Origin of the sequence: Microbulbifer bruguierae (genome assembly GCF_029869925.1) — a bacterium.
Lineage (GTDB): Bacteria > Pseudomonadota > Gammaproteobacteria > Pseudomonadales > Cellvibrionaceae > Microbulbifer > Microbulbifer bruguierae.
This window is the reverse complement of record NZ_CP118605.1, coordinates 1386117-1410217: the sequence shown is the minus strand read 5'-3', so window position 1 is coordinate 1410217 and position 24101 is coordinate 1386117. Positions and strand designations below refer to the sequence as shown.

Below are 24101 nucleotides of genomic sequence, written 5' to 3'. Positions count from 1 at the left end.
CCCCCCATAGACTCCCGCATGTTATCCATAGTGGAGTTGCGGAAATGAGCCTCGAAAAGAATAAAAAACAGACGCTGTACGACAAGCTTTGGCAAGACCATCTGGTTAAGAGTCGTGAAGACGGCACAGCACTGATTTATATCGATCGCCACCTGATTCACGAAGTGACCTCGCCCCAGGCCTTCGAAGGGCTGCGCCTGGCTGGTCGCAAGCCTTGGCGTACGGATTCCGTGGTGGCGACCCCGGACCACAATGTACCGTCCGATGCTGCGGAGCGCGCCGGAGGTATTGAAGGTATCCAGGACGAGGTTTCGCGTATCCAGGTCAGGACGCTGGATGAGAACTGCAAGGACTTCGGCATTGTTGAGTTCGGTATCAACGATCCCGGCCAGGGCATTGTGCATGTGATCGGCCCGGAAACCGGTGCGACCTTGCCGGGTATGACCGTGGTTTGTGGTGACTCCCACACTTCCACCCATGGTGCATTGGGTGCACTGGCCCACGGTATCGGCACGTCCGAGGTGGAGCATGTAATGGCCACCCAGTGCCTGATCCAGAAAAAAATGAAGAACATGCTGGTGCGTGTGGACGGCAAGATCGGCCCGGGCGTCACGGCAAAAGACGTGGTACTGGCGATTATCGGCAAGATTGGTACTGCCGGCGGTACCGGCTACGCCATTGAGTTTGGTGGCGAGGGGATTCGCAACCTGTCGATGGAAGGTCGTATGACCGTCTGCAACATGGCCATCGAAGCCGGCGCTCGCGCGGGTATGGTGGCGGTGGACCAGACAACTCTGGACTACGTGAAGGGCAAGCCGTACGCACCTAAAGGCGAGTTGTGGGAAAAGGCGGTAGAAAACTGGAGCCGCCTGCATTCCGACGACGGTGCGCATTTCGATCAAGTTGTTGTTTTGCGCGGTGAGGAAATCGAACCGCAGGTGAGTTGGGGAACTTCTCCGGAAATGGTCGTGCCGGTCAGCGCGCTGGTGCCGAGCCCCGCGGATGAGAGCGACCCGACCAGGAAAGCTGGTATTGAGCGCGCGCTGGAATATATGGGGCTCAATGCCGGTCAGAAGATTACCGACATCAATCTCGATCGCGTATTTATCGGCTCCTGTACCAACTCCCGTATCGAAGACCTGCGCGCAGCGGCAGAAGTGGCCAAGGGCCACAAGAAAGCCGACAGTGTGAAGCAGGTGCTGGTGGTACCGGGCTCCCAGTCTGTGAAAATGCAGGCGGAGAAAGAGGGACTCGATAAGGTGTTTATCGAAGCCGGTTTCGAGTGGCGCGAGCCTTCCTGTTCCATGTGCCTGGCAATGAACGCAGACAAGCTGGGGCCGGGTGAGCACTGTGCGTCTACGTCCAACCGGAATTTTGAAGGTCGTCAGGGTTACGGTGGTCGCACTCATCTGGTGAGCCCTAGCATGGCGGCGGCGGCGGCCATTGCGGGTCACTTCGTTGATGTGCGTGAAATACAGACGGGGACAGCCTTGAGCGGGGGGAATAGATAAAGATGAAAGCTTTTACTCAACATAAAGGTGTTGCCGCGCCGATGGACCGTGCCAATGTGGATACGGACCTGATTATTCCGAAGCAGTTTTTAAAGTCGATCAAGCGCAGCGGTTTTGGTCCGAACCTGTTCGACGAGCTGCGTTATCTCGATGAAGGTCAGCCGGGGCAGGATTGCAGCAATCGCCCGGTAAACCCGGAGTTTCCGCTGAACCACCCCCGCTATCAGGGCGCTTCGGTGCTGTTGGCGCGCAAGAATTTCGGTTGTGGTTCCAGCCGTGAGCACGCGCCCTGGGCGCTGGATGACCACGGTTTCCGCGCCATCATCGCGCCGAGTTTTGCGGATATTTTCTTCAATAACTGCTTCAAGAATGGTCTGCTGCCGATTGTTTTGGAAGAAGAGATTGTCGAGCAGTTGTTCCAGGAAATGTATGCCGAGGAAGGTTACGAGCTGGTTATTGATCTGGAAAAGCAGCATGTAATCAAACCAAATGGCGAGGCCATTGCTTTTGAGGTGGACGAATTCCGCAAACATTGTTTGCTGAACGGCCTCGATGATATTGGCCTGACGCTGGAAGATGCGGACGATATTCGTGCCTACGAGGCCAAGCGCCGCGAACAGGCGCCCTGGTTGTTTGATGCAGTGAAGTGATTCGGCCAACAGAATAATTGGAAGAACAATGAGCAAGAAAATCCTGATCCTTCCGGGCGATGGTATTGGCCCGGAAATTGTTGAACAGGCGGTTGCGGTACTGAAAGTTGCCGATGAAAAATTCAACCTGAACCTGGAATTTACCGAAGGCCTGATCGGTGGTGCTTCCATCGATGCCCATGGCGAACCGCTGACAGATGCGGAGCTGGCCAAAGCTGGCGAGTGCGATGCGGTGCTGCTGGGTGCGGTTGGTGGTCCCAAGTGGGATACCCTGGATCGCGCCATCCGCCCGGAAAAGGGCCTGCTGAAAATTCGCAGCGGTCTCGGCCTCTACGCCAACCTGCGTCCGGCCATTCTCTATCCGCAGCTGGCCGCGGCCTCCTCCCTGAAGCCGGAAGTGGTTTCTGGCCTGGATATTCTCATTGTACGCGAGCTCACCGGCGGTATTTACTTCGGTGAGCCCCGCGGCATCAAGACCCTTGAGAATGGCGAGAAGCAGGGCTACAACACCTACGTCTATAAAGAGTCTGAGATTGAGCGTATCGCCCGCACCGCGTTTGAAGCGGCACAGAAGCGCGGCGGCAAACTGTGCTCCGTGGACAAGGCCAATGTGCTGGAAGTGACCGTGCTGTGGCGCGAAGTACTGGACCGCCTGGCTCCGGAATACCCGGATGTAGAGTTGTCCCATATGTATGTCGACAACGCAGCCATGCAGCTGGTGCGCGCGCCCAAGCAGTTCGATGTGATGGTGACCGGCAATATGTTCGGCGACATTCTGTCCGACGCTGCCGCTATGCTCACCGGCTCCATCGGTATGCTGCCGTCCGCATCGCTGAATGAAAAAGGCTTTGGCTTGTACGAACCCTGCCACGGCAGTGCGCCGGACATCGCCGGTCAGGGTATTGCGAACCCGCTGGCCACGATTTTGTCCGCGGCCATGATGTTGCGCTATTCCCTGGATTTGGGGGAAGCGGCAGATGCCATCGAAGCAGCGGTCAGTAAGGTATTGGATCAGGGACTGCGCACGGCGGATATCTACACGGAAGGCACCAAGAAAGTTTCCACCGCAGAAATGGGCGCAGCAGTGGTGGCCGCTTTCTAATTGTCTGCGGTTTAGTCGTTACGTCATCCCGGTTTCTTTATAAAAGTGGCGCGGCCGCTCCGGGATCCAGAAACAAACAGATTCAACAAGGTAAAGAAATGAACAAGGTAGGATTCGTAGGCTGGCGCGGTATGGTCGGCTCCGTTTTGATGGGTCGCATGCTGGAAGAAAACGACTTCGCGCACATCGCCGAGCCGGTATTTTTCTCCACGTCCAACGCCGGCGGTAAAGCGCCGGAGATTGGCAAGGACGTTGCGCCGCTGAAAGACGCCTACGATCTGGATGCACTGGCCGAGCTGGACGCTATCGTCAGCTGTCAGGGCGGTGACTATACGAAGGAAGTATTCGGCAAACTGCGTGAGAAAGGTTGGAATGGCTACTGGATTGACGCCGCTTCCAGCCTGCGCATGAACGACGATGCCATCATCGTGCTGGATCCGGTGAACCGCGACGTGATCGACCGCGGCATCGAATCCGGCGTGAAAAACTATATCGGCGGTAACTGTACCGTGAGCCTGATGCTGATGGGTCTGGGTGGCCTGTTCAAGGCGGGTCTGGTTGAGTGGATCACCGCCATGACCTATCAGGCTGCCAGCGGCGCCGGCGCCAAAAATATGCGCGAGCTGATTTCCCAGATGGGCAGCATCCGTGACGGCGTAGCCGCGGAGCTGGCGGATCCAGCCAGCGCGATTCTAGATATTGATCGCAAGGTGGTCGAGAACATGCGCAGTGGTGACTTCCCGACTGCCGAGTTTGGGGCACCGCTGGCCGGTAGCCTGTTGCCCTGGATTGATACCCAGCTGGAATCCGGCCAGAGCCGTGAAGAGTGGAAGGCCCAGGTGGAAGCCAACAAGATTCTCGGTACCAGTGCTACGGTACCGGTTGACGGTACCTGTGTACGTATCGGCGCCATGCGCTGTCACAGCCAGGCCTTCACGGTCAAGCTGAAGAAAGATGTACCGCTGGCGGAAATCGAGCAGCTGATCGGCTCCGCCAACGATTGGGTGAAAGTGGTACCAAACGATCGTCCTGTAACTCTGCAGGAACTGACACCGACTGCGGTGACTGGCAAACTGGATATTCCGGTAGGTCGCCTGCGTAAACTGAGTATGGGCGGTGAATATCTGAACGCGTTCACCGTGGGAGACCAGTTGTTGTGGGGCGCTGCGGAGCCTCTGCGCCGTGTATTGTTGATCCTGCTGGGCAAACTGTAAGCCCCGTGAAATCTACTGTGTGTGCGCCTGGCGGCGCCCGCAGATCGCGATTTTTCATGGTGTCTCGCGATATTTAGTGCCTGCAAGGGTATCTGCAAGTGTCCATTTCGCCGCCCCCTTTCCTTAGGGGCGGCTTCCCCCCGTCCTCTCCGCGAGTATAATCCCCCCGCATTTTTAGGCTGCCGAATTTATCGCCGAATTGGCGTAAAAGCGGACAAATCGAGACGTGAGTACAGATATGACAGAGTCCACCCGGGAATTGGTGATCGTCGGTGTTGGCAGTGCGCCCTTTGACGCGTTGCTGGAAATCCTTGAAGAGCGTAAGACAGTAACCCCCGCTGAATTGAAGTTGGTGATCGCCGACGAATCCGAGGCCGACCCTCAGGTGTTCGCCAATCGCAGTATTGCGGTGCAGCCAATAAAGGATTTTGCGTTTAGTGCCGACCAGGTGCTGTTGCTTCTGACCAGTGACGACACCGCCAAGGCCGCGTTGAACAAAGCTGAAGATGCTGGTGCCTGGGTTGTGGACGCGGCGGGGATCACACGGGGTGACGAAACGGTGGCGCTGATACATCCGTTGTTGAATGCGGCGCAATTGCAGAGTGTCGAGCGCAAGGTGGTGGCGGTGCCGGCGGCGGGCGCAGCGATGCTGGCAGAGGCGTTGTTTCCGCTGAAATCTCGCCTGCAATCCGTTGAAGTGGTTCTGAACCAGCCGGTGTCCGCGTTGGGAAAAAGCTGTGTGGACGCAACCGCGGCGCAGACCGCAAGGCTGTTCAATGGCCAGGAGCCGGAAGTGGATGAAACTACCGGGCAGCGCCTCGCGTTCAATCACCTGAGCTCCGCGGAAGCACTGCTTGAGAGCGGCCACAGTTTTGGTGAGCTGGCACTGGTGCTCGAGCTGCGCCGCCTGTTGGGTGACGATATTGGCCTGGATGCCACCATTAATACGGCATCCGTATTCCACGGACAGCTGGCCAACATCAGTGTGCAACTGGATGACGACGCCGATCTGGAAACGGTGCGCGGCCTGTTGCGCAATGGTGCCCGCCTGCAAATGCGGGAGCGTCCGTCGGCTCAGGATGCGGTAGGCAGTGAAAATACCCTGGTGGGACGCTTGCGCAGCGGGCTGATCAAACCAGGTCAGTTCAATTTTTGTGCGGTATCAGACAATCTGCGGAAGGATGTCGCAATTAATTGTGTACAGATTGTCCACTTGTTGCTAAAAAACCATTGATATTTAATACTTAGCGGCGATTCTGAAGGTTTCTTCTTAACTTTGACTCGCTCGTGTGTGGCCAGGAAGTGGCCGTACCTTTTGGGGGTGCTGTTCGAGTGCATTGGAGAAACTGAGCGACGCTGAGTTAAATGGGGGGCGAATTTTTCGCCGGAGAGTAAAGCCAGTTGCCTGAATACTGGCTTTATTGGTTAAATATTGTGCAGGATTTCTGCGCAGTCTGGTTTCTGTTTTCGACCTTTGGGGTGAATTTTGAGCAGATTCCGGCATGATTCTAACAATAAAGGGAATCGGATATGCGTGTGCAAAAGCTGGCACTTGCGGTAGGTCTGGTCAGCGCACTGGGTGGCAACGCGGCTCTGGCGCTGGGTCTGGGGGAGGTCAAACTGAACTCCACCCTCAATCAGCCTCTCAATGCGGAAATCAAACTGCTGCAAACCCGCGGCCTTGGCGAAAATGAGATCAAGGTTCGCCTCGCTAGCACTGAGGATTTCGAGCGCGCCGGTGTCGATCGATCCTATCTGCTCGACGAGCTGCGCTTCACCGTGGATTATTCCAGTGGCCAGCCGGTTGTTCGTATTTCCAGTCGCAATCCGATTCGCGAACCCTTCCTGAATTTCCTGGTAGAGACCCGTTGGCCCAGTGGTCGCCTGTTGCGCGAATACACGTTGCTAATGGATCTCCCCGCATTCTCCACCAATACCGCATCCCAGCCGGTGCGTGCCGCCGAGCGCGAGCGCCAGCAGGTCCGCCGTGATATCCCGGTGCAGCAGCCGATCCAGCGCCCCGTGCAACAGGAAGTGCAGCCACCGGTTCCGGCGCCGATAGAACAACAGGTTCCTGAGTTCGAAGAGTCCGCCGGCGCGGTGTCCGAGACTGTAGCCGCCGAGCCTCAACAGCCGCTGTACGAAGAGCCTGCCGAACTGACCGTGGAAACCCCGGTTGAAACCTCTGCAGCGTCCGGCAGTCGTGTATATGGTCCTGTGGAGGCCAACAAAACCCTTTGGGAAATTGCCCGCGACAGCCGTGAAAACCGCTCCATGTCCGTGCAGCAGACCATGCTGGCGATTCAGCGCCTGAATCCGGAAGCCTTCATCAACAACAATATCAATTTGTTGAAAAAAGGCGCTGTGCTGCGACTGCCCACTGCGGAAGAGGTGCGGACTCTGACCTTGACCGAAGCGGTATCCCAGGTCGCCACTCAGAACGATGCTTGGCGAGACCGTGTGGGCTCTGCCGAGGTCACTGGTGCAGCCCTGGATGGCCGCGCTGTGGTAGAGGAAAGCGTTGAAAGCGACGTGCTCGAAGGGCGTGTTTCCCTGGCTGCTCCGGGGGATAACGAATCCGTGCTGTCCGGTTCCGGCAGTGGTACCGGCGAGAGCGAAGCCCTGCAAGGGGAGCTCGCAGTTAGCGAAGAGGAGCTCGATAAGTCCCGCCTGGAAAATGCCGAGCTGCAGGAGCGTATTGGTGAGCTCAATGAGCAGATCGACACCATGGAGCGCATGGTAGAGGTCTCCAGTGAGGAAATGCGTGCGGTGCAGGCGGCAGCTGAGCAAACCGCGCAGGACGAGGGTATCGATGGAGGTGTCGACGGGGTCGCGATAGAAGACGACGTCGCCAGCGAATCGGAAGCGGCTCTGGGCGAGCAGTTGCAATCTGAGGCGGAAACCGTTGACTCCGCACCTGTGATTGCTGCCGAGCCGGAGGCGACCGAGGTGGCTCCGGAAGATGACGACGCCCGCAACCGGGTGGTGGTGCAAACTGTTCAGGAGCCGACGCTGGTTGAGCGCCTGATGGAAAATATCCAGCTGTTCGGCATTGGTGCTGGCGCGCTGGTTATTGCCCTGGCCGGTTTCTTTACCTGGCGTCGCCGCAAGGAAGAAGAGGAAGCCATTCGCCAGGTGGAAGCGGAAATGGCTATGGAGCCGGGGCTGGCGGAAGATTCGGAGCTGTTTTCCGAGGACGATTCTCTGGCGGCGGTTGAGGAGCTGGAAGCCAGCGAAAACTTCGACCTGGATGAGCTGGGTGAAATTCAAACCGATGACCCGGTGGCGGAAGCCGAGATTCATCTCTCGCTTGGCCAGTATCAGGAAGCCGAAGCCAAATTGCTGACCGGTCTTAAGGCCGCGCCGGAAAATATCGACGCGCGCCTGATGTTGCTGGAGGTCTATGCCCAGCAGCAGAGTCCGGAGCAGTTTGACGATCACTACCGCCAGCTGTTGACCTACAACGATGGCCCTGTGGCGGATCGCGCAGCGCGCCTGCGTGAAAGTATTGCTGGCATCGGTCCTTTTGTTGCGCCTGAGATGGACTTTTCCAGTGAGTCCCTCGAGGCGGCCCAGCTCGATGATCTGGGGGCGGACTTCGATGCAGAAGCCAGTTTTGAAGATCTGGACGAATTCGCCTCAGTGAAGGCGGAAGTACCGGCCGACGAAACCGATGACGATGATTTTGGCTTGTTGGAAGGTCTGGATCTGGCGGATGACTCTTTCGGCTCTGCTGATGGGTCTCTTGATCTCGCTGATGGGTCTCTTGATCTCGCTGATGGCTCTCTTGATCTCGCTGATGGCTCCTTCGACCTCGAAGGTGAAAGCCTCGGTGGGCAGGATTCCGCCGAGCAAGACGAATTTGATCTTGAGTTGGATCTCGATGATGACCTCGAAATGGGTCTCGACAGCGGACTGGATCTGGAAGGGGAGCCCGGAATGGGCGACTCTGCGGAAGACGAGTTAACCCTTGACCTTGAAGGTGAAGAGTTTTCGCTCGACCTGGAGCAGGACGCCGGTCTGGAGTTGGAGCTGAGCGCAGAACCTGACACTGAGGCGGACGATTTTGAACTTGAGGATCTGGTAGCCGATGGCGGGCTGGATCTGGAAAACCTTGATGGTCTGGATCTGGATTCTGATTTTGACATCGAGCCTGCCCAGTCTGTACCAGCACCAATTGGGAGTGCGGCAGCGGACCAGCCTGAGCAGGCCGGCGGCCTGGAGTTTGACCTTGACCTGACACCGATGGACGACGCAGATGGGGAGCCGGATGACGAGCTGGATGCCTTCGGCGACGACCTGGATACTTTCGGCAACGACCTCGAAGGCCTCGATCTGGATTCTATCGATCTGGGTGATCTTGAGCTGGATGGCGCAGAGCCAGAGCTGGGATCTGTCGACGTCGGGCACGCAGGCCTGACGACAACTGGTGCCCTCGAGCTGGAAGATGATCTGGATCTGGTGGTGGCGGAGGCTTCAGTTTCCCCGGCCAGTGAGCCCTCCGCGGAAGAATCTGAACTTGAAGACGACCTGGGCTTCGATCTCGAGGGTGACCTGAACTCCGAGCTGAATCTGATGGAAGGCACAGATGAATTCAGCACTAAATTGGAGCTGGCGCAGGCTTACCTGGACATGGGGGACAAAGACGGCGCCCGCGAGATTCTCGGTGAAGTGGTGGACGAGGCGGCCGGCGAACATCAGCAGCGCGCCAAAGACCTGCTCGAGCGCATGACCTGACCCCATCACAATACTTTTTCTGCTATCTACAGCAACAACACTTTGACCCCGCATTAGCGGGGTCTTCTTTTTTTGTAGCCGGTGTAAAATTCGGGCCCATGATGAGCAAGATTTACGAATACAAGCCCAACGGTGAGGTGCCAGCGGGCGAGTCACTGCCGGAAGGGGTGCGAAGAATCGCGTTGGGCGTGGAATACTGTGGTACCCGCCTGCGCGGTTTCCAGAAACAGCGGCATGACCGTCTGACGGTTCAGGAAACCCTGGAGAACGCACTGTCAAAAGTGGCTGCGGAACCGGTAACCCTGGTGTGTGCCGGGCGCACAGATGCGGGTGTACACGCCACGGGTCAAGTGATCCATTTTGATACCCGGGTCCAGCGCCCGACCAAGGCCTGGATACAGGGGGTCAATACCGGGATGCCTTTTGATGTGCGGGTTCATTGGGCGCGGGAAGTGCCCGCTCAGTTCCACGCGCGCTTTTCCGCACGCAATCGCACCTACCGCTATCTGATCCACAGTGCGCCCACACGCTCGGCGCAGGCCGCCAGTGAGGTTACCTGGACTGAACGCGATCTGGATCTCGATCGTATGCGTGCCGGCGCCCGGCATCTGATCGGCGAGCACGATTTCAGTAGTTTCCGGGCATCCCAGTGCCAGGCCCGCTCCCCGGTGCGCCGGTTGACCCGTCTGGATATCGGTCGTGTGGGCCAGCTGATTGTGCTGGAGGTGAGCGCCACGGCGTTTCTGCACCACATGGTGCGCAATATTGCTGGCGTACTGATGGCGGTGGGGCGCGGTGACCGCGCGCCCGGCTGGGTGGGTGAGGTGCTGGCAGCAAAGGACCGTACTGCCGCCGGTGTTACCGCACCACCTCATGGCCTGTATCTCGTGGATGTGCAGTACCCGGAAGAATTCGAGCTGCCTGTTGTGACGCCCGGCCCGCTATTGGTACCGGTGCCACTGGCTTCCATTCGTTAGGTTTCATCCCGATGTTGCGGGAAAAGCAGGGTGGCTCGACGCCGGTTTGACTGGCGCGTTTCGCCAGCCTCTCCGATCTGCTAGTATCCCGGGCTCTCCGAATTTCTCTGCCGCCAGCGCCCGAGATTTATGGCGGCTCCTGCCGATCCGGCAGTCACTGCGGTGTAGGGATTATGCGCGTAAAAATCTGCGGAATCACAAGTGTTGAAGACGCCGAGCTGGCGGTAGATGCCGGTGCGGATGCCCTGGGCCTGGTGTTCTATCCTCCCAGTCCACGCAGTGTGACGCCGCAACAGGCGGCGGAAATTGCCCGCGCGGTATCGCCTTTCGCGGTACTCACCGGACTGTTTGTGGATGCACACCCACAGGAGGTGGAGGCGATACTGGATCAGGTGCCGCTCAACCTGCTGCAATTTCACGGCAGTGAAAACGCACCCTATTGCCGCCAGTTCCGTCGCCCCTATATCAAAGCGTTGCGTATGAAACCGGAGCTGGACCCGCTGGAGGCCATGGCGGCCTACCCGGATGCGCGGGGTATTTTGCTGGACGCCTATCGCAAGGGCGTGCCCGGTGGTACCGGCGATACCTTCGATTGGCAGCGGGTGCCACAGAACACCAATCGACACATTATTCTTGCCGGCGGCCTGACCCCGGATAACGTCGCTGAGGCTATCGCCGTTGCGCAGCCACAGGCGGTGGATGTCAGTGGCGGGGTGGAAGCGGCCCCCGGACGCAAAGATGCCGGCAGGGTGCAGGCATTTATTCGTGCTGCCCGCGCCTGTGCGCCTTCGGCACCGGCGCGGGCCGGCAAAGTAGAATTTACACAAGGAGTTTGAGCAGTGAGTAAACCCACATCGCCTATCGACTATGGCGCCTACCCGGATGCGCGCGGGCACTTTGGTGAATTCGGTGGCCGCTTTGTATCAGAAACCCTGATCAGTGCCCTGGACGAATTGCAGGAGATGTATCAGCGGCTGAAAAATGACCCGGAATTTCAAGGCGCGTTCGATTACGACCTGGCGCACTATGTGGGGCGCCCGTCACCGCTTTACCTGGCGGAGCGTCTGTCCGCGGAAGCCGGTGGCGCGCGAATCTGGCTCAAGCGCGAAGACCTGAATCACACCGGAGCGCACAAGGTAAATAACACTGTGGGCCAGGCTCTGTTGGCGAAACACAGTGGCAAGCGCCGGGTCATCGCCGAGACCGGTGCGGGCCAGCACGGTGTGGCCACGGCCACTGTTGCTGCGCGTCTGGGCCTGGAGTGTGCGGTTTACATGGGCGCAGAAGACGTCAAACGCCAGTCTCCGAATGTGTACCGTATGAAACTGCTGGGGGCGGAAGTGATCCCGGTGGAATCCGGCTCCAAGACCCTGAAAGACGCCATGAACGAAGCCATGCGCGACTGGGTTACCAATGTAGACGACACCTTCTACATCATCGGTACTGTTGCCGGGCCGCACCCCTATCCGCAGCTGGTGCGGGATTTCAATTCCGTGATCGGTCGCGAGGCCCGTCGTCAGAGTCTCGAGCAATTCGGTCAGCTGCCGGATGCACTGGTGGCTTGCGTGGGCGGCGGCTCCAATGCGATCGGTCTGTTTCACCCATTCCTGGGGGATGAGTCAGTGAAGATGTACGGCGTCGAAGCCGGCGGTGACGGTGTCGAAACCGGCCGTCACGCCGCGCCGCTGAACGACGGTGTGCCGGGTATTCTGCACGGCAACCGCACCTATCTGATGGAAGATGAAGACGGTCAAATCATTGAGACCCACTCCGTATCCGCGGGCCTCGACTATCCCGGAGTCGGTCCCGAACACGCCTGGCTGAAAGACATTGGTCGGGTGAATTACGTTGCCATCAACGATGACGAAGCCCTCGCGGCCTTTCGCAAGCTGACGCGTACGGAAGGCATCATTCCCGCGCTGGAATCCAGTCACGCAGTGGCTTACGGCCTGAAACTTGCGGCGTCCATGCAGCCGGACCAGAACATTGTGGTGAACCTGTCCGGTCGCGGTGACAAGGATATTTTCACCGTCGCCGCCATCGACGGCATCAAGGTTTAAGGAGTGGCATCGTGACCGAAACAAATAGAATCGATCGCCGCTTTGCCAAGCTGCGCAGTGAGGGCCGCAAGGCCCTGGTGACTTATATTGTTGGCGGCGATGGAGGGCTGGAAAATACCCTGGAGCTGATGCACCAGCTGGTGGCCAGTGGCTCTGACCTTATTGAGCTGGGCGTACCCTTCTCGGACCCGATGGCGGAAGGTCAGGTCATCCAGAAAGGGCACGAGCGCGCGCTGGAGCAGAAGTCTTCGCTGCGCAAATGCCTGGCGCTGGTGAAAGCGTTCCGTGAAAACGACAGTGAAACACCGGTAATCCTGATGGGCTACGCCAACCCCATTGAGAAAATGGGCGCAGAAGTCTTTGCTGACAACCTGAAAGAAGCCGGTGGTGACGGCGCCCTGACCGTGGACCTGCCGGCGGAAGAAGCGGGGCCGTTAAACGACCTGTTGAAAGCGCGCGACCTGCGCAATATCTTCCTGCTGACCCCCACCACCAGCGACCAGCGTATTGCCGAGATTACCCGGCTGGCCAGTGGCTTTGTCTACTATGTTTCCCTCAAGGGCGTGACCGGTGCCGGACATCTGGACCTGAACTCTGTGCGGGAAAACCTGGTGCGCATTCGCCGTCACACCGACCTGCCACTGTGTGTGGGCTTCGGAATCAAGGACGGCGCCTCTGCAAAAGCGGTCAGTGCCGATGGCGACGGCGCGGTAGTGGGCAGTGTGCTGGTGGCAGCCATTGGCGAGGCGGAGAATGGCGCCGCGGCGAAAGACCGTATTGGCGCCATGGTCGGAGAGATGCGCGCCACCCTGGACAGTTGAGCGGCCCGCAGACTGCGATCGGTGTGTGGCCAGAAAGGCCCTGTTGGCGGCTTATCTGGCCACATGAATTGATGTTGAAAGTGGTTTAATTCTCGGTTTTGGAGCTGCCGGTCATTTATCCTCCGCCCTCATGGTTTGGGCGCGCTGTCCCGGCAAATAACGAATTCAGCAAGCATCAGATTATCGGATTTTGGAAGCAGAATGAGCTGGTTAGAAAAGATTGTCCCCGCGGTTATCCGCGCCGAGCGCCGCACCGGCGCCAGCAAAGTACCGGAAGGGGTGTGGAAGAAATGCGTCAAGTGTGACGCGACCCTGTATCTGCCGGAGCTGGAGCGCAACCTGGAAGTTTGTCCCAAGTGCGAACACCACTTCCGCATTGGCGCGCGCAAACGCCTGGATATGTTTCTGGACGTCGATCACCGGGAAGAGCTGGCGACGGACGTTGAGCCGGTGGATCGCCTCAAATTCAAGGATGTCAAAAAGTACAAGGATCGCCTTACCCAGGCCCAAAAGGCCACCGGCGAAAAAGACGCGTTGATTGCGATGCAGGGCCTGCTGGAAGGCAAGCCGCTGGTGGCCGTTGCGTTTGAATTTGCATTCCACGGTGGCTCCATGGGCTACGTGGTGGGTGAGAAATTTACCCGTGCGGCGCAGCGGGCACTGGAAGAGCGCATTCCGCTGGTTTGTTTCTCCGCAACCGGTGGCGCCCGCATGCAGGAAGCGCTGATCTCGCTGATGCAGATGGCCAAGACTTCCGCGGTGCTGGAAAAGCTGCGTATGGCCGGCGTGCCCTATATCTCCATCATGACCGACCCTGTGTACGGTGGTGTGTCCGCGTCACTGGCGTTGCTGGGCGATATTAACGCCGCAGAGCCGGGCGCTCGCGCGGGTTTCGCTGGTCCCAACATCATCGAGCAGACTATTCGCCAGAAATTGCCCAAGGGCTTTCAGCGTGCGGAATTCCTGCTGGAGCACGGCGCCATCGATATGATTATTCCGCGTCACGACATGCGTAACACGGTCAGTCGCCTGCTGGGTAAACTCAGCAACAATTGATCGCGTGGTGTACTGCTTGTTGCAGTAGCCGTGACGCCAGGCCCCGGAAAACACGGATGTTTTCGGGGTCCTGTTACCTCTCTCCCCCGCCAACAACTAATATTTCCACACCGCCCACCATCCAAGACGATACTCATGCGCGATCTTCAATCCTGGCTTTCCCGCCTGGAACAATTGCACCCTACCGAAATTGAACTGGGGCTTGGGCGGGTCGCCTCCGTCGCCGCTGTTCTCGAAGTGCAGGCGCCCGCGCGCAGCGTCATCACCGTTGCCGGTACCAACGGCAAGGGCAGTTGTGTGCGCTCCATGGAAGCCCTGTTGCTTGCTGGCAACCACCGCGTGGGCGCCTACAGTTCACCACATCTGCTGCGCTTCAACGAACGGATCCGGATCGGAGGGGAAGAGGTTGCGGATGCGGAGTTGATTGCGGCCCTGGAAGCGGTGGAGCAGGCCCGCGGGGATGTGAGTCTGACCTATTTCGAGTTCACCACCCTGGCGGCACTGTGGTTGTTCAAGCGCGCGGACGTGGAGTTTGCACTGCTGGAAGTGGGGCTGGGCGGGCGACTGGATGCGGTCAATCTGGTGGATCCGGATATCGCGATTATCACCAGTGTGGCGGTGGATCACGAGGCCTGGCTTGGCAGTGACCGGGAGGTAATCGGGCGTGAGAAAGCGGGCATCCTGAGGGCGGGAAAGACCTTTGTCTGTGCCGACCCTTACCCCCCGGCATCGGTGGTGGATATTGCCAGTAAGCTGGGATGCGACAGCTACTTCATCGGACATCAGTTCTCTCTGGTGGACAACCATTACCAATTGCACGCGCAGCCCGAACTGGCGCTGGGCCTGCCCGGGCTGCACCTGCCAAAGCCCAGTGTGGCCGCGGCGATTACCGCGCTGGGACTGGCGGGGGCGCTGCCGGGGGTGGAACAGGTTTGCCGGGTTCTTGAAAACCTGCGCATGCCCGGTCGTTGCCAGTCGCTGCACTGGCAGGGACGGGAACTGGTACTGGATGTAGGGCACAACCCGGCAGCGGCGGAGTATCTGGCGGATTGGCTGCGGCGCAATCCTGTCTCAGGGCGCACCCTGGCGCTGGTGGCGGTAATGGCGGACAAGGATCTCGCCGGACTGGTCGAGCCCCTGGAGAGCGAAATTGCGTGCTGGTATCCGGCGTTATTGCCCGGCAACGCCCGCGCCGCCGGCGCCGAGCAGCTGCGCGCCGGATTGGTTGCGGCGAGCGTCCCCGAGGGGCAGATATCCGGCCCGGCAGCGCCGGTGGCGCAACAGCTAAAGGCTGCGCTCGCACAGTTGGAGGCCGGTGACAGGTTGCTTGTTTTCGGTTCTTTCTTTACCGTTGCAGAGGTGCTGCAGCTTACGAGAGAACAACAGAATGGCCAGTCGGAATAACGACTCTGACGCATTTGCCCGGGGTGGTGCCTCCCGAGGTGCCCGCAGGGGCCGTATCGATGACGGCGTGAAGCAGCGCATTGTCGGTGCACTGGTGCTGGCGGCGCTGGCGGTGATCTTCCTTCCCAGCCTGTTTGACCGGGAAAGTGCCCGCTATATCGATGTAACCAGCCAGATTCCTGCCGCCCCGGATATCAAACCCATTGTTATTGCCGAGCCGCAGCCGGTCGAGAATGTCGAGCCGGCGCCGCCACTCAACGAAGTGTTCCAGCCGGATTTGGTCGAGCAGGCGTCCCCGGCTCCTGAACGCCCATCTCCCGAACCCGAAGCGGTGACTGAGCCTGCGGTAGCGGCCGCCAAGCCCGCCGCCGAAGCCAAGCCGGTTGCCAAGGTGCCGTCGGAGTCGCCGTTGCAGCTGCCCGCCGAGGAAACCCAGTTGGATGAGCGCGGTCTGCCGGAAGGCTGGGTCGTGCAGGTGGGGGCATACAAGGAGGCGGCGAGTGCCGACCGGATGCGCAACAAGCTGTTGGATGCCGGGTTTCGGGCCTATACCCGTTCTGTGGATACCCCCAAGGGCCCACTGGTGCGCGTCTTCGTCGGACCCAAGCTGAGCCGCGGGGATGCCCAGTCAGATAAGCAGGAGCTGGATAAGCTGTTGAACATCGAAACCCTGATCCTGCGTTACCGGGCCTGATTTCCTGAGGTGGTTGACGATCTCGCCGCTAATGCCTCGTTTGCCCGCGCGCTGGCTCGATGTTGTGCTAGGTGGTCATCCCCTGGCAACGGACTTTCGCTGCGCAAACTACCTCCTAATTCCGGTTAGGATGGTGAACTGCTTCACTGGCCCGGGTGGGTAAGTTAGAATGCGCGCTCTTCGCGGCCGACGCCGCGTAGCAGGTAGGGTTGAATGAACTGGGCTGACTGGACCATCCTGGCAATTGTCGCCATTTCCACACTGATCGGCTTGAGCCGAGGCTTCGTGCGCGAAGTCCTGTCGCTGCTTACCTGGGTAGCGGCGTTTGTGGTGGCAATGATGTTCCGTGACCAGTTGGCTCCGTTGCTCTCCAACCTCGTCGATACGCCTTCACTGCAGGCCATAGCCGCCTTTGCCATCCTGTTCATTTTTACCCTGCTGGCCGGCGCCGGCCTGAATATGACCCTGTCTGCGTTCGTGGAGGCCACCGGCCTTTCCGGGACCGATCGGGTGTTGGGTATGGTGTTCGGGTTGTTTCGCGGCTGCATCATTGTAATGGCACTGCTGATCTTCGCCCCGGCGCTGGCGCCAGTGAACGAGGACCCGTGGTGGCGGGAGTCGACGTTGATACCGCATTTTCTCGCATTTGAGGATCGCGCGCGCGAAGCGGCAGGCGCGATCAAGGATTTCTTCGCAGGGCAATTTGATTGATCGCGGATCTGCGGGAGGCAGTACCGGATCACCTTGACCATTTCGAAACGACTGGGGTTATCTGAAGTATGTGTGGCATCGTTGGAATCGTCGGCAAGAGTGACGTCAATCTACAGTTATATGACGCGCTCACTATGCTGCAGCACCGGGGCCAGGACGCTGCCGGTATTGTTACCTGTGATGGGGACCGCCTGAATCAGCAGAAGGCCAACGGCCTTGTGCGGGATGTGTTCCGCGCGCGCCATATGCAGCGCCTTACCGGTAACTTCGGTATCGGCCACGTGCGCTATCCGACTGCCGGCAGCTCCGGTCCGGCGCTGGCACAGCCGTTTTACGTCAACTCCCCCTACGGCATCGCCATGGCTCACAATGGCAACCTTACCAATGTGAAAGAGGTGAGTGAGGAAATCTTCCAGCAGGACCTGCGCCACATCAACACCGACTCCGACTCCGAAGTCCTGCTGAACGTATTTGCCCACGAGCTGCACAAGCAGCACAAACTCCAGCCCAAGGCAGAAGATATTTTTACCGCGATGCGCGCGGTGCATAAGCGCGTGCGCGGCGGCTATGCCTGCGTGGCGATGATCGTTGGCTACGGTGTGGTGGCCTTCCGCGATCCGAACGGTATCCGCCCGCTGGTATACGGAAAACGCGATACCGAACAGGGCCCGGAATATATGGTGGCCTCTGAGTCCGTTGCTCTGGACGTACTGGGTTATACCCTGGTGCGCGACGTGGCGCCGGGGGAATGTATTTACATCGAGCTGGATGGCACTGTGCATTCCGAGCAGTGTGCGGAAAACCCGCAGCTGCGTCCGTGTATTTTCGAACACGTGTATTTCGCCCGTCCGGACTCCATCATGGACGGTGTTTCCGTACACAAGGCGCGTCTGCGTCAGGGTGAGCATCTGGCAGAAAAAATCCTGCGTGAGCGCCCGGATCACGATATCGATGTGGTCATTCCGATTCCGGATTCCTCCCGCTCGGCAGGGCAGATGGCGGCACACCGTCTGGGCGTGAAATTTCGCGAAGGTCTGGTGAAGAACCGCTACATCGGCCGTACCTTCATCATGCCTGGCCAGAAGCAGCGCAAGAAGTCTGTACGCCAGAAGCTGAACCCGATCGAGCTGGAGTTCCGCGGCAAGAATGTATTGCTGGTGGACGATTCCATCGTGCGCGGTACTACCTGTAAGCAGATCATCCAGATGGCCCGCGATGCCGGCGCCAACAAGGTGTATTTCGCATCCGCGGCACCGGCAGTGAAGTATCCGAATGTGTACGGCATCGATATGCCATCCGCTACCGAACTGGTTGCCCACGGCCGCACCACGGAAGAGGTGCGCGAGGAGATCGGTGCTGACTGGCTGATTTACCAGGAATTGGAAGATTTGATTGTGTCCTCCGGCGAAGGTAATACCGAGATCAAGCAGTTTGAGAATTCGGTTTTCGACGGTCAGTACATCACCGGTGATGTGACCCAGGAATATCTCAATAACCTGCACGCAGCGCGCAACGACAATGCGAAGGAAGGATCGGGTAACCAGAGCTCGATGTAAGGGGCTTTATCCCTCTTGTTGATACACGTATTCGGCCCACCAATCGGTGGGCCGAAGTGTTTTCGGTGAAAGCGAAGGTATCGCTGCCGCTAGATGTTTGCGACGCTTCTGAAAATGGAAAGCCGTCACACTGCCTTCACGTCATGGTTTATTGCTTCCTAGCTTTTGCATCTTCGATTCAGCGTAGCGCTGTTTCATGGGTTAAGATTACCGCCTCCAATCACACCAACCCGGGACGGTTAATCCATGTTTGAAGACGACGGCTACGCACTGGAAACTCTGGCGGTACGTGCAGGCCAGAGCCGGTCGGCGGAAGGCGAGCATTCAGAGCCTATTTACACCACCTCCAGTTACGTCTTTCCCTCCGCGGCCGAAGCCGCAGCGCGGTTCTCCGGAGAGTCCCCCGGCAATGTCTACTCGCGCTACACCAATCCCACCGTGCGCATGTTCGAACAGCGCATTGCTGCGATGGAAGGCGGAGAGGCTGCGGTTGCCACGTCCAGCGGCATGGCCGCAATCCTGAGCCTGTGCATGGCACTGCTGAAAAGCGGTGACAAGGTCATCTGCTCCCGCAGTGTGTTCGGCACCACCACCGCGCTGTTTACCCGCTATATGGTCAAGTTCGGCGTCAAAGTGACGTTTGTCGACCTCACCGACTTGCAGGCCTGGAAAGACGCGCTGGATGGCGATACCAAACTGCTGTTTATGGAAACCCCCTCCAACCCTTTGTGCGAAGTTGCCGATATTCGCGCCATGGCGGATCTTGCCCACAGTGCGGGAGCGCAGCTGGTGGTGGACAACTGTTTCTGTACCCCAGCCCTGCAACGCCCGTTGGACCTGGGGGCGGATATCGTTGTTCACTCCGCCACCAAGTTCCTCGATGGTCAGGGCCGCTGTGTGGGTGGTGTGGTCGTGGGTAAGAAGGACGTGATGGACGAGGTTGTCATCTTCCTGCGCACCTGCGGTCCCAGCATGAGTCCATTTAACGCCTGGGTGTTTCTCAAAGGTCTGGAAACCCTCAAATTGCGGATGCAGGCCCACTGCACCAGCGCGCTGGACATCGCCTGGTGGCTCCAGGAGCAGCCGCAGGTGGCCAAGGTCAATTACGTGGGCCTCCCCAGCCACCCGAACCACCAGCTCGCCGCGGCGCAGCAATCCGGTTTCGGTGCCGTGTTCAGCTTTACCGTAAACGGTGGGCGCGAGGCGGCCTGGCAAGTGATCGATGCCTGCCGAATTTTCTCTGTCACTGCGAATCTCGGCGATGCCAAAAGCACCATCGTCCACCCAGCAACCACCACCCATGGCCGCCTGAGCGAGGAAGACAAGGCGAAAGCGGGTATTGCGGAGAATCTGATCCGAATCTCCATTGGTCTGGAAAATGTGGAAGACCTGAAGGCCGACCTGGCACGAGGCTTGTCTGCGCTCGCGTGATCGGGTCACAATGGCGCGGAATGTTGCATTATTGATAGCCCCGCTTTCCGGGGCCTATCATTAATAGCTAGCAGTGCCAGTCTTATGGCTGGCTAGCTGCGTACCACTGCAATGGATAGAGAAAAGCTCTGGAAATTTGCGCTGGAAGAAAAACCGAGCAGTAATGGATTTGCCGTGCAAAAAACTATTTCCGCCATCGTTGCCGATATCGGCAAGGTCCTTCTGGGTAAAGAACATCAGGTCAAACTCGCGCTGGCTTGCCTGTTGGCTCGCGGTCACCTGCTGATTGAAGACCTGCCCGGCATGGGCAAAACCACCCTCGCGCACGCCCTTGCGCAGGTGCTCGGGCTCTCCTACAAACGGGTGCAGTTCACCAGTGACATGCTCCCCGCAGACATTTTGGGTGTCAGCATTTTCGAACGCGAATCCGGCCAGTTCCGCTTTCATGAAGGCCCCGTTTTCAGTCAATTGCTGCTCGCTGATGAAATCAATCGCAGCTCACCCAAAACCCAGAGTGCCCTGCTGGAGGCCATGGAAGAGCGCCAGGTCAGTATCGACGGCGAAACCCGCCAGCTGCCCGAGCCGTTTTTCGTTATCGCCACCCAGAATCCTCTGCAGCAGTCCGGCACCTTTGTGCTGCCGGAATCCCAGCTCGATCGCTTCCTTATGCGCATCAGCCTCGGTTATCCCACCCGCGAAGCCGAACGCGCCCTGTTCCAGGGTGTAGATCCCAGAGCCCAGCTCGCGCAACTCAAGCCCGGGATCGATGGTGAGGGGCTGCGCAAACTGCAGGCGCTGGTCGGCCAGGTCAAAGCTTCGGACTCCCTGCTCGACTACCTTGAACGCCTGGTGCTCCACAGCCGCCAGAGCCCCGAATGCCCGGTGGGCCTCTCTCCGCGCGGGGCGCTTGCGCTGTTGCACGCGGCTCGCGCCTGGGCACTGATCCACAACCGCGGCCACCTGCTGCCGGAGGACCTGCAAGCCGTGCTGCCCGCGGTTGCCGGCCACCGCTTGCAGAGCGATGGTAGTGACGGTACGCAATTGGTTGAGCGCATGATGCACCAGGTGGACATCATAGCCGCCTGAGCGGAGTGGAGTTGAAATGGCAAAAGTCACTTCCGCAGGTAGCGCGGATTCCTCCGGGCGAAAGCAATTCTGGCAGCCTCTTCGGCACGCCCGTTGGCAGCGCTGGCTCGACCGGCGCCTGCCCGCCGCCCACAGTGTTACCCTCGATCACCGCAAATTATTCGTACTGCCATCTGGTGCCGGGCTCGGTTTTACCCTGGTGATTTTGCTGCTTTGGCTGTTGGGTACCAACTACGAAAATAATCTCGTATTTGCTTTCGACTTTCTGCTGGTAGGGCTAATGGTGGTACTGCCGGTACACACTTTCGCCAACCTTTCCGGCATGCGTTTGCAGCTGCTGGAGGCGGAGCCGGCGTTTGCGGGGGATTACGGCCGCGCAAAAATAGCGCTCACGCAAACCGGTAAACGATTTCACGAGCGGGTGCACCTGGCCTGGCCGTCGCAAGAGGGGGCGCTGGTAGACGTGACCGGCGGCCGAGATGCGCGGGATATCTGGATTGATCTGCCGCTGCTGCGCCGCGGTCGCGTGCGCGCTCCGCGCATTCTGGTGGAGAGCCGTTTTCCCCTCGGGCTTTTCCGCTGCTGGAGCTGGGTGGATCTGGATGTGGAGTTTCTGGTTTACCCGCAACCCAAATCGGCGGGGCCGCTGCCTGTTGGCGCGACCAGCGGGGACGGTGAGCACGAACGGGTTTATTCCAGCGGTGGTGACGACTTCGTTGGGCTCAAGATTTACCAGCCCGGGGATTCCCTGCGCCATGTGGCGTGGAAGCAATTTGCCGGCGGACGGGATCTTTACAGCAAGGAATACGCCTCCGGTAGCGATGCCCGTCTGTGGCTTGACTGGGATCTGTTGGCGGGAAGGGAAATCGAAACCCGCCTCAGCAATCTTTGTGCCTGGGTACTGGAAGCGGAGCACGCCCAGATACCCTATGGATTGCGCCTGCCTGGGCAGACACTGGCGCCGGGGCTGGGGGCGGCGCACAGGCAGCAGGCGCTGACACTGCTGGCGCTGTTTCCGGTACAGGGAGTGAGCCATTGATCAGGGGCGTCAGTCAGTTGCAAACGTTGCTGCCGCGGGAGAGCCTGCTGTGGATCTTTGCCGCGCAGCTTGTGGTACTGCTGCCGCACTTTGCACATCTGCCGGTGTGGCTGGTGGGGGCCTGGTGCGCGGCGGTGTACTGGCGCTATCAAGTCTTTCTGGGGCGCCGGGAAATGCCTGGCAAACTGATAAAACTGTTGGCAGTTTCGCTGGCAGTGGCAGGGTTGGCACTCACTTACCGGCGCTGGTTTGCCCTGGAGCCGATGGTGGCACTGCTGGCGCTGTCCTTTACCCTGAAAAATATCGAACTGGCCAGCCGCCGGGATGCGCTGCTGAGCCTGCTATTGGCGTACTTCCTCGCCGCCACCCTGTTTGTGTTCGAGCAGACCATACCCTATGCGGTTTACGGTATTTTCTGTGTCGTGGTAATCACCGCCGCACTGGCGGCGCAGCAGGGGCGTGCGAGTGCGCGGCCGAAGCGGGCGCTGGGGCTGTCCGCCCGGTTGCTGGCCCAGGCGGTACCGGTGATGCTGCTGTTGTTTGTGGTGATGCCGCGCCTGGGGCCTCTGTGGGCGGTGCCCCAGAACAGTTCCAAGGCCTCCACCGGTATCAGTGACTCCATGAGTCCCGGGGATTTCAGCCAGTTATCCAAGTCGGCCAAGCCGGTACTGCGTATTGCCTTTGACGGGGCACTGCCGCCGCCGGAGCAGCGCTATTGGCGCGGGTTGGTGTATACCCACTTCGATGGACGCCGCTGGAGTGAGCCCGACGCCGGCGTTTACCGCTGGGGGCGCAGTAACCGAGCCCCGGGTGGTGATGGGAGTGAGCGCCCATTACCTGCGGTGGGCCCGCGCTATCGCTATCAGGTCATTATGGAACCCAGCCAAAATCCATGGCTGTTTGCTCTGGCCTGGCCGCACTCGGAAACCCGCGGAGTGCGGGAAACAGACGACGACACCCTGGTGTACCGGTCGCCGGTGAGTGCCCGACTGGCCTATGCCGTGCATTCATGGCCGCGTGAGAGCATTGCGCGGGCGCAGTCCCTGAACCCTCTCGAACAACGCCGCCATTTGCAGTTGCCCGCATCGGGAAACCCGCGTGCTCGTCAATGGGCGGAGGCACGACGGCGGGAGGGTATGAGTGCCGAGGAGATCTCCGCGGCACTGCTGGCGCGGTACAACCGCGACTTCACTTACACCCTGCGCCCGCCCGAACTGGGGCGGGATACCGTGGATGAATTCCTGTTTTCCACCCGTGAGGGGTTCTGTGAGCACTTTGCCAGCAGTTACGTGTTTACCATGCGCGCTGCCGGAGTGCCGGCACGGGTGGTCGCCGGTTACCAGGGCGGTGAATGGGTAGCACAGGAAGAATATCTGCTGGTGCGCCAGTACGATGCCCACGCCTGGGCGGAGATCTGGCTGCCCGAGCGGGGCTGGGTGCGGGTGGACCCTACCGCGGCGGTGTCGCCGGAACGGATTCGCGACGGTCTGCAGAGTGCCGCCGCGGAGGAGTTTATGCAGGACGCTCTGCTGCCCCTGCACAAATTTGCCTTTGTCTCCCGGTTGCGCCTGCAATGGGACATGATCAACTACCGCTGGTACCAGGCGGTAGTGCGTTTCGATCACGAGCGTCAGCAGGGCCTGCTGCAGCGGCTTCTGGGGGAGGTGTCGCCTCTGCGGATCGCGTTGTTCCTCGGTGTGCCGATACTGGTGGCACTGCTGTTGCTGTTGGCGTGGCTGAACCTTTCCAGCCGCGGTCCGGTATTGCCACCCGCGAGCAGGGCTTACCTGCGCTTCTGCCACCGTATGGCCCGCGCAGGGCTGCCACGCAAGCCCGGGGAGGCGCCCGGGGATTACGCCAGCCGGATCGAGCGGGAGATGCCGAGACTCGGTCCCATGGTGCGGCGAATTACCGTCGCCTATGAGAAGGCCGCATACAGCGACGACGAGAGCGCGGAAAAACAGCTGCGCAAGCTGCTGCGGTCTTTCTGGCCGTTGCGGTTGCTACGCTGACCTTTCTTCCGCGGCTGCCCCATAATTGCGCAATCTGTGG

Annotated in this window: 19 protein-coding genes; all 19 read left to right on the top strand. The window is 59.4% G+C overall.

The window, feature by feature from the left end:
• Nucleotides 1-44: 44 nt before the first annotated feature.
• The 19 genes from leuC (at nt 45) to PVT68_RS05910 (ending at nt 24061) form a co-directional block, all read left to right on the top strand.
• Nucleotides 45-1511, top strand: a complete 1467-nt coding sequence (gene leuC / locus PVT68_RS06000; RefSeq protein WP_280321757.1) for a 3-isopropylmalate dehydratase large subunit — start codon at nt 45-47, stop codon at nt 1509-1511.
• Nucleotides 1512-1513: 2 nt separating this feature from the next.
• Nucleotides 1514-2161, top strand: coding sequence for a 3-isopropylmalate dehydratase small subunit (leuD, locus tag PVT68_RS05995; RefSeq protein WP_280321756.1), 648 nt, complete (start codon nt 1514-1516; stop codon nt 2159-2161).
• Between the two features lie 28 nt (nt 2162-2189).
• Nucleotides 2190-3263, top strand: coding sequence for a 3-isopropylmalate dehydrogenase (gene leuB, locus PVT68_RS05990; RefSeq protein ID WP_280321754.1), 1074 nt, complete (start codon nt 2190-2192; stop codon nt 3261-3263).
• A gap of 98 nt (nt 3264-3361) precedes the next feature.
• On the top strand, nt 3362-4477 hold the full coding sequence (gene asd / locus PVT68_RS05985) for an aspartate-semialdehyde dehydrogenase (protein WP_280321753.1): 1116 nt from the start codon (nt 3362-3364) through the stop codon (nt 4475-4477).
• A 238-nt stretch (nt 4478-4715) separates the two neighbouring features.
• Nucleotides 4716-5711, top strand: a complete 996-nt coding sequence (locus tag PVT68_RS05980; RefSeq protein WP_280321752.1) for an Asd/ArgC dimerization domain-containing protein — start codon at nt 4716-4718, stop codon at nt 5709-5711.
• 296 nt (nt 5712-6007) lie between these two features.
• Complete coding sequence (locus PVT68_RS05975) at nt 6008-9214, top strand: FimV/HubP family polar landmark protein (protein ID WP_280321751.1); 3207 nt, start codon at nt 6008-6010, stop codon at nt 9212-9214.
• 98 nt (nt 9215-9312) lie between these two features.
• Complete coding sequence (gene truA, locus PVT68_RS05970) at nt 9313-10191, top strand: tRNA pseudouridine(38-40) synthase TruA (RefSeq protein WP_280321750.1); 879 nt, start codon at nt 9313-9315, stop codon at nt 10189-10191.
• Nucleotides 10192-10364: 173 nt separating this feature from the next.
• Nucleotides 10365-11027, top strand: a complete 663-nt coding sequence (locus PVT68_RS05965; RefSeq protein WP_280321749.1) for a phosphoribosylanthranilate isomerase — start codon at nt 10365-10367, stop codon at nt 11025-11027.
• Between the two features lie 3 nt (nt 11028-11030).
• Nucleotides 11031-12251 carry a tryptophan synthase subunit beta gene (gene trpB / locus PVT68_RS05960; RefSeq protein ID WP_280321748.1) on the top strand — a complete coding sequence of 407 codons (1221 nt, stop codon included), beginning with the start codon at nt 11031-11033 and terminating at the stop codon, nt 12249-12251.
• A gap of 8 nt (nt 12252-12259) precedes the next feature.
• A complete protein-coding gene (gene trpA, locus PVT68_RS05955) occupies nt 12260-13072 on the top strand; it encodes a tryptophan synthase subunit alpha (protein ID WP_280322475.1) in 813 nt (270 codons plus the stop codon).
• Nucleotides 13073-13273: 201 nt separating this feature from the next.
• Complete coding sequence (accD, locus tag PVT68_RS05950; protein ID WP_280321747.1) at nt 13274-14128, top strand: acetyl-CoA carboxylase, carboxyltransferase subunit beta; 855 nt, start codon at nt 13274-13276, stop codon at nt 14126-14128.
• Nucleotides 14129-14263: 135 nt separating this feature from the next.
• The gene (gene folC, locus PVT68_RS05945) at nt 14264-15532 is read left to right on the top strand and encodes a bifunctional tetrahydrofolate synthase/dihydrofolate synthase (protein ID WP_280321746.1); all 1269 of its coding nucleotides are present in this window, start codon (nt 14264-14266) and stop codon (nt 15530-15532) included.
• Entirely contained in the window at nt 15516-16226 is a 711-nt protein-coding gene (locus tag PVT68_RS05940) for an SPOR domain-containing protein (protein WP_280321745.1), read from the top strand. The genes folC and PVT68_RS05940 overlap by 17 nt, the downstream gene beginning before the upstream one ends.
• A 213-nt stretch (nt 16227-16439) precedes the next feature.
• Nucleotides 16440-16937, top strand: coding sequence for a CvpA family protein (locus PVT68_RS05935; RefSeq protein ID WP_280321744.1), 498 nt, complete (start codon nt 16440-16442; stop codon nt 16935-16937).
• Between the two features lie 68 nt (nt 16938-17005).
• Nucleotides 17006-18493, top strand: a complete 1488-nt coding sequence (gene purF / locus PVT68_RS05930; protein WP_280321743.1) for an amidophosphoribosyltransferase — start codon at nt 17006-17008, stop codon at nt 18491-18493.
• A gap of 246 nt (nt 18494-18739) precedes the next feature.
• Nucleotides 18740-19924, top strand: coding sequence for an O-succinylhomoserine sulfhydrylase (locus PVT68_RS05925; RefSeq protein WP_280321742.1), 1185 nt, complete (start codon nt 18740-18742; stop codon nt 19922-19924).
• 174 nt (nt 19925-20098) lie between these two features.
• Nucleotides 20099-21010, top strand: a complete 912-nt coding sequence (locus PVT68_RS05920; RefSeq protein WP_280322474.1) for an AAA family ATPase — start codon at nt 20099-20101, stop codon at nt 21008-21010.
• 16 nt (nt 21011-21026) lie between these two features.
• On the top strand, nt 21027-22049 hold the full coding sequence (locus tag PVT68_RS05915) for a DUF58 domain-containing protein (protein WP_280321741.1): 1023 nt from the start codon (nt 21027-21029) through the stop codon (nt 22047-22049).
• Nucleotides 22046-24061 (top strand): transglutaminase TgpA family protein, encoded by a 2016-nt coding sequence (locus PVT68_RS05910; protein WP_280321739.1) that lies wholly within the window; start codon nt 22046-22048, stop codon nt 24059-24061. The genes PVT68_RS05915 and PVT68_RS05910 overlap by 4 nt, the downstream gene beginning before the upstream one ends.
• Nucleotides 24062-24101 lie beyond the last annotated feature (40 nt).

Coding starts and splice junctions, on each gene's coding strand:
- leuC (WP_280321757.1), top strand. CDS start 45: ATGAGCCTCGAAAAGAATAAAAAACAGACGCTGTACGACAAGCTTTGG.
- leuD (WP_280321756.1), top strand. CDS start 1,514: ATGAAAGCTTTTACTCAACATAAAGGTGTTGCCGCGCCGATGGACCGT.
- leuB (WP_280321754.1), top strand. CDS start 2,190: ATGAGCAAGAAAATCCTGATCCTTCCGGGCGATGGTATTGGCCCGGAA.
- asd (WP_280321753.1), top strand. CDS start 3,362: ATGAACAAGGTAGGATTCGTAGGCTGGCGCGGTATGGTCGGCTCCGTT.
- PVT68_RS05980 (WP_280321752.1), top strand. CDS start 4,716: ATGACAGAGTCCACCCGGGAATTGGTGATCGTCGGTGTTGGCAGTGCG.
- PVT68_RS05975 (WP_280321751.1), top strand. CDS start 6,008: ATGCGTGTGCAAAAGCTGGCACTTGCGGTAGGTCTGGTCAGCGCACTG.
- truA (WP_280321750.1), top strand. CDS start 9,313: ATGATGAGCAAGATTTACGAATACAAGCCCAACGGTGAGGTGCCAGCG.
- PVT68_RS05965 (WP_280321749.1), top strand. CDS start 10,365: ATGCGCGTAAAAATCTGCGGAATCACAAGTGTTGAAGACGCCGAGCTG.
- accD (WP_280321747.1), top strand. CDS start 13,274: ATGAGCTGGTTAGAAAAGATTGTCCCCGCGGTTATCCGCGCCGAGCGC.
- folC (WP_280321746.1), top strand. CDS start 14,264: ATGCGCGATCTTCAATCCTGGCTTTCCCGCCTGGAACAATTGCACCCT.
- PVT68_RS05940 (WP_280321745.1), top strand. CDS start 15,516: ATGGCCAGTCGGAATAACGACTCTGACGCATTTGCCCGGGGTGGTGCC.
- PVT68_RS05935 (WP_280321744.1), top strand. CDS start 16,440: ATGAACTGGGCTGACTGGACCATCCTGGCAATTGTCGCCATTTCCACA.
- purF (WP_280321743.1), top strand. CDS start 17,006: ATGTGTGGCATCGTTGGAATCGTCGGCAAGAGTGACGTCAATCTACAG.
- PVT68_RS05925 (WP_280321742.1), top strand. CDS start 18,740: ATGTTTGAAGACGACGGCTACGCACTGGAAACTCTGGCGGTACGTGCA.
- PVT68_RS05915 (WP_280321741.1), top strand. CDS start 21,027: ATGGCAAAAGTCACTTCCGCAGGTAGCGCGGATTCCTCCGGGCGAAAG.